The following is a 4,401-nucleotide window of genomic DNA, read 5'->3' as shown; positions in this document are numbered from 1 at the left end:
GATTCATCGCGTCGGCGGCGTCGCGGCCGTCCTTGATCGCCCAGACCACCAGGGAGGCGCCGCGCACGATGTCGCCGGCGGCGAACACCCCGTCCAGATTGGTCATCTGGTCGCGGACGTCGGCCTTGACCGTGCCCCAGCGCGTGGTCTTCAGGTCGGGCGCGGACCAGGTCTCGGGCAGGTTCTCGGGCTCGAAGCCCAGGGCCTTGATCACCAGCTGGGCGGGGCGATCGAAGTCGCCGCCGTCGATCTCTTCCGGCGATTGACGGCCCGAGGCGTCCGGCGCGCCCAGGCGCATGCGGATGGCCCGCACCCCGGTGACCCCGGCGGCCTCGCCCAGGACGGCGCGGGGCGCGGCCAGCCATTCGAAGGTCACGCCTTCCTCCTCGGCATTGGCCACTTCCCGCAGGGAGCCGGGCATGTTGGCCTTGTCCCGGCGATAGAGGCAGGTGACCGAGGTCGCGCCCTGGCGGACGGCGGTGCGCACGCAGTCCATGGCGGTGTCGCCGCCGCCGACCACCACGACGTCCTTGCCGTCGGCGTTGAGGACGCCGCTGTCGAACGCGGCGACGCTGTCGCCGAGGCCGACGCGGTTGGAGGCGATCAGATAGTCCAGGGCCGGCACCACGCCCTGGTTGCCCGAGCCTGGAACCGCCAGGTCCCGCGCCCCATAGACGCCCACGGCGATCAGCACCGCGTCGTGCTTGGCGCGAAGATCGTCCAGGCTGGCGTCGCGGCCGACCTCGAAATTCATCTGGAACTGCACGCCGCCCTCGGCCAGACGCGTGGTGCGGCGCTCGACGACCTCCTTTTCCAGCTTGAAGCCGGGGATGCCGTAGATCAGCAGGCCGCCCGCGCGGTCGTGGCGGTCATAGACGGTGACGGCATGGCCGCTTTCGCGCAGCTTTTCGGCGGCGGCCAGGCCCGCAGGGCCCGCGCCGATGACGCCGATCGACTGGCCGGAGGCGGGGCCGGCCACCAGCGGCTTCACCCAGCCCATCTCCCAGGCCTTGTCGGTGAGGTAGCGCTCGACCGACCCGATGGTCACGGTGCCATGGCCCGACTGCTCGATGACGCAGTTGCCTTCGCACAGGCGGTCCTGCGGGCAGATGCGGCCGCAGACCTCGGGCATGGAATTGGTGGCCTGAGACAGGTCATAGGCCTCCTGCAGGCGACCCTCGGCGGTCATCCGCAGCCAGTCGGGGATGTTGTTCTGCAGGGGGCAGTGGGTCTGGCAAAACGGCACGCCGCATTGCGAGCAGCGCGCGGCCTGTTCATTGGCCTTGGCGTCGATGAAGTCGGCATAGATCTCGTGGAAGTCGCCATTGCGCTCATCGGCCGCGCGCTTTTCAGGCGTGCGGCGGGCGACGGTGGTGAATTTCAGCATGCGCTCGACCATGCGGCTTCCCTCGGCCCCAAGAAGGGGAAAAACTTGCGTGCGGAGGCGTCATACGGACTCTTCGCGGCAATAAGAATGCGATTGTCTAATAAGTTTACAAAAATCTCGGCCTCCGCGCCGACGTTGGCCGGAATCGTCCCGCAGTTTGCCCTATATTAGTCTACTTTATGGATGAACTTAATTTTTACCGTGTCTGGCGCACGCCGAAAGCCTGTAGCGCAAGGGAATGACGATGCCGGACTGGTTGGTCGCGATCGTATTGGGTCTGGTTGAGGGCCTGACCGAATTCATCCCGGTCTCCTCGACCGGCCATCTGCTGCTGGCCAAGACCGCCATGGGTCTGACCGATCCGGCCTGGGACACCTTCATCGTGCTGATCCAGCTCGGCGCGATCCTCGCCGTGGTGGCGCTCTACTTCCAGCGCCTGTGGGCGGTGCTGGTCGGTCTGCCGAGCGATCCGGCCGCGCGGCGCTTCGCCCTGTCGATCCTGATCGCCTTCCTGCCCGCCGTGGTGCTCGGCTTCGCCCTGCACGATTTCATCAAGGCCGTGCTGTTCGAGAGCCCGGCCCTTATCTGCTGGTCGCTGCTGATCGGCGGCTTCGTGCTGTTGGCCCTCGACCGCTGGCCGCCGACCCCGCGCCATGGTGATGCGATGAAATACCCGCTGCTGACCTCGCTGGGGATTGGTTTCTTCCAGTGTCTGTCGATGGTGCCCGGCGTCTCGCGCTCGGGCGCGACGATCGTCGGGGCGCTGCTGCTGCGCGGCGACAAGCGCTCGGCGGCCGAGTTCAGCTTCTTCCTGGCCATTCCGACCATGGTCGGGGCCTTCGCCTATGACCTCTACAAGAGCCGCGACAGCATCGACGCCAGCCATGCGGGCCTGATCGCCATCGGCTTCGTCACCGCCTTCATCTCGGGCATGCTCATCATTCGCGTGATGCTCGACTTCGTCGCCAAGCGGGGCTTCGCCCTGTTCGCCTGGTGGCGGATCGCGGTGGGGGTCGTCGGCCTGGGCCTGCTCTACGCGCCGCGCTGAGCCGCGGTCTTTCTGGGTCGGGCGGGTCGCTTGACCGAGGCCAGGGTCGCGGGCGCGACATGGTCCGACAGGCCGGCCGCCACGACCGCCTGGACGATCTGGGGCAGATTGCTCAACCGCTCGCCCAGGTCGGGAATGATCCGTTGCAGGACGCCTGGAGCCTCGGTCAGGATCTCGGGGGCCACATAAGGGGCCAGGGCCTGTCGGGTGATCGCCGACAGGTCGCCGTCCGGCGTGAAGGTCTCTTCATAGACCAGCTCGACCGTCGGCAGGTCGGCCAGCCTCGTCCGCATCAGTCGACGCTGGGCCAGGCAGCGGTTCATCCGCTCGACGATGAGGTACGGCGGCAGCTCCTCGCGGTCGGCCTGTGCGGCGGGGGCGCCGGTGGCGTGCCAGACGCCGGTCGACGAGGCCAGATGTTCGGAAACGGCCTGGGCCAGCAGATCGCCGCGCATCAGGTGGAGGACGACCAGCGGGTCCTGGGCCTTGAGCAGGTCGAGCAGGAAGGGCCGTGCGGTGGGGTCCTGCCAGGCGGCGGCCACATTGTGCCAGCTGTTGTACTTGACGCTGAGAATGGCGCGCGCGCCCGGTTGCAGGCTGTCCAGATAGGCCAGGTAGGCTGTCCATTGCTGGGCCACGCGGCCGGCGTCGGGCGGCCCGCGATGCAGGTCAGGATGCTCGTCGACGAAGCGGTAGTAGTTGGCGTCGGACCTCAGGCGCAGGCTCCTGGCGCGGTCGCCGTCGCTGAAGCCGTCGGGATGAAAGATCTCGCCGAAATAGGCGGCTTGCGGCGATCGCCCCAGATTTTCGCCGAGGGCCGTCGTGCCGCTACGCTGAAAGCCGGTGATGATGATCAAGACGTCTCTCCGGCGTCGGTCTCTAGAAGGCGCCGGCCGGGGTCGGCGCATACTGCCCGCCCTTGCGGTAGCGATAGAGGTAGGCGGGAACGACCGCCTCGACCGCCGTCGGCTCCACGCCCAGTTCGGCCAGGCCCGGCAGGCCGGCCGAGGCGACATTGTCGCCCGACTTCAGCAGGGCGACCTGGTCGGAGGTCAAGGGCGGCGCGAGGGGCAGCACGGCGGCCATCAGGTCGCCGGCCTTGCCGATCAGCGCGGCCAGGCCCCAGGGCAGGGGCGCCAGAACGCGCTTGCGGCCGGTCTCGGTCAGGATCAGCTCGAGCAGTTCGCGGAAGCTGTAGGTCGCCGGGCCGCCCAGTTCATAGATCAGGCCGTCCGCCGAGGGCAGGGTGACGATGCGGGCGATGGCCGCCGCCACGTCGCCGACGAACACCGGCTGGAATCGAGTCTCGCCGCCGCCGATCAGCGGCAGGGCCGGGCTGATCGCGGCCATGGCGGCGAACTTGTTGAAGAAGCTGTCTTCCGGGCCGAACACGATCGACGGCCGCACGATCACCGCGCCGGGAAAGGCCTTGAGCACGGCCTCTTCGCCCAGGCCCTTGCTGCGGGCGTAGCGGGCGTCCGACTGGCTGTCGGCGCCGATGGCGGAAACCTGGATCAGGCGCCCCACGCCGGCGGCGTGGGCCTGTTCAGCCACGGTCCTGGCGCCCAGGGTGTGCACGGCCTGGAACTTCTGCCGGCCGGTCTCCCAGAGCACGCCCACGAGGTTGATCACCGCCTCGGCGCCCTGGATCGCCCGCGCCACCGAGTCGGGGTTGCGGACATTGGCCTGGACCACCTCGATCTGGCCGACATCGCCCAGCATCCGCATGCGATAGGCGAGGTTGGGATTGCGCACCGCCACCCGCACCCGATGGCCGCGCTTGGCGAGGGCGCGAACGACCTGGCCGCCGACGAAGCCGGAGCCGCCGAACACCGTGACCAGACCTTGCATATCGTAACCTCGTCCTAAGCTTGCTCGCCGGGAATAGACGACCCCGCGCGCCGTCGCAATCAATGCCCGAACCGGGGACGAAGAAATGCGCACGATTGCGATTGACGCGGACCAG

Annotated in this window: 4 protein-coding genes; 1 reads left to right on the top strand and 3 read right to left on the bottom strand. The window is 68.3% G+C overall.

Annotated features, from left to right (window positions below; genetic code table 11):
• Nucleotides 1-1,399, bottom strand: a 1,399-nt coding sequence (locus CSW58_RS12795) for an NAD(P)-dependent oxidoreductase (protein WP_099447544.1), incomplete at its 3' end; no start/stop codon positions are given.
• Between the two features lie 232 nt (nt 1,400-1,631).
• Between CSW58_RS12795 and CSW58_RS12790 the strand changes: the two genes are divergently transcribed.
• Nucleotides 1,632-2,435 carry an undecaprenyl-diphosphate phosphatase gene (locus CSW58_RS12790; RefSeq protein WP_099447545.1) on the top strand — a complete coding sequence of 268 codons (804 nt, stop codon included), beginning with the start codon at nt 1,632-1,634 and terminating at the stop codon, nt 2,433-2,435.
• On the opposite strand, the gene CSW58_RS12785 is transcribed toward CSW58_RS12790, so the two are convergent.
• Together CSW58_RS12785 and CSW58_RS12780 are read right to left on the bottom strand one after the other, a co-directional pair.
• The gene (locus CSW58_RS12785) at nt 2,420-3,292 is read right to left on the bottom strand and encodes a hypothetical protein (protein ID WP_099447543.1); all 873 of its coding nucleotides are present in this window, start codon (nt 3,290-3,292) and stop codon (nt 2,420-2,422) included. The two genes, CSW58_RS12790 and CSW58_RS12785, sit on opposite strands and share 16 nt — an antisense overlap.
• A 22-nt stretch (nt 3,293-3,314) precedes the next feature.
• On the bottom strand, nt 3,315-4,286 hold the full coding sequence (locus tag CSW58_RS12780; protein WP_099447542.1) for a complex I NDUFA9 subunit family protein: 972 nt from the start codon (nt 4,284-4,286) through the stop codon (nt 3,315-3,317).
• Between the last annotated feature and the right edge of the window lie 115 nt (nt 4,287-4,401).

It is taken from the genome of Caulobacter sp. B11 (genome assembly GCF_002737765.1).
GTDB lineage: Bacteria > Pseudomonadota > Alphaproteobacteria > Caulobacterales > Caulobacteraceae > Caulobacter.
The sequence above is the reverse complement of the archived record's forward strand: the minus strand, read 5'-3'. Positions and strand labels throughout refer to the sequence as shown.